Here is a 1,090-nt window from a genome sequence, read left to right on the forward strand (position 1 = left end):
GGCGCACCGCGCCCGCACCCGGATCGTCAAACAGATTGACCATCTCATCGGGGTCTTCCTGCATGTCATAAAGCTCACCCGTATCGGTTTTCAGGTCCACCGACATCCGGTACCGCCCGCTGCGCACAGTGATCAAGTCCATGTCCATACCACTACGCTGGGAATCCACTTCCCATTCGTTCACCGCAAAGTCGCGACTTGCGCTTCCGTCGATCAGACCCATCCAAGACGCACCGTTATCGTCTTCGCCAGCCAGACCACAAAGATCAATCAACGTGCTGCGAATATCCACCGTGCCAACCGGATCGTCGACGACGACGCCCGGCGCAACGCCGGGGCCAGACATCAGGCAAGGCACGCGAAGCAATCCGTCATAAAGCATCGGCCCTTTCAGCAAAAGACCATGATCCCCCAGCCATTCACCGTGATCCGAGATGAAAATGATGACCGTATTCTCAAGTTCGCCTTTGGCTTCCAAAGCGTCAAGAATGCGCCCCACCTGCGTATCGACGGCCGTGATCATTCCAAAGTAGATCGCCGTCAGCTCACGGATCGCCCGCTCGCTCATGTCACCGCCAACACTCCAAGCGACACCGTCTTCATCACTCAAAGCAGAGTGGTGAACCAAGCCACGTTTTTCCAAAAACTCCCGGTGCCACCACGGGCGATTTTCCAAATCTAAGTCGCGATGCTTGGCAACAACCACATCCTCTGGATCATACAAATCGCACCAAGGTTTCGGCGCTAAGAAAGGCGGGTGCGGGTCGGGAAAAGACACCCATGCAAACAGGGGTTTGTCACCCTGCTTTTCGATCATCTCGACCGAACGATCCCCAACCCATGGAGACGAATGCCATTGATCCTCAAGCCTTGATCGTACCCCCTGATGGTTCAAAGGTTCCGGCTTGTATTGCTCTTTGGCATACCGCCAGCGTTTTCCGCCCTGTCCGTCTTGGTCCAGCCAGTTCTCATAATGCAACGTATTGGGTTGATCGGCCCATGGCGTATGATGGTGCGGGCGCAGCATCAACTGCACATTGCCAAAATGGAAATAGCTGCCGTACCAATCTGGATCATAGTCCTTGGCACT

At 55.1% G+C, this 1,090-nt stretch carries 1 protein-coding gene; it reads right to left on the reverse strand.

Annotated elements, in window-relative coordinates; translation table 11 throughout:
• On the reverse strand, positions 1-1,090 hold a 1,090-nt coding region (locus BUA39_RS09810; protein WP_207546218.1), incomplete at both ends, for a sulfatase family protein.

Origin of the sequence: Cognatishimia maritima (genome assembly GCF_900129685.1) — a bacterium.
Lineage (GTDB): Bacteria > Pseudomonadota > Alphaproteobacteria > Rhodobacterales > Rhodobacteraceae > Cognatishimia > Cognatishimia maritima.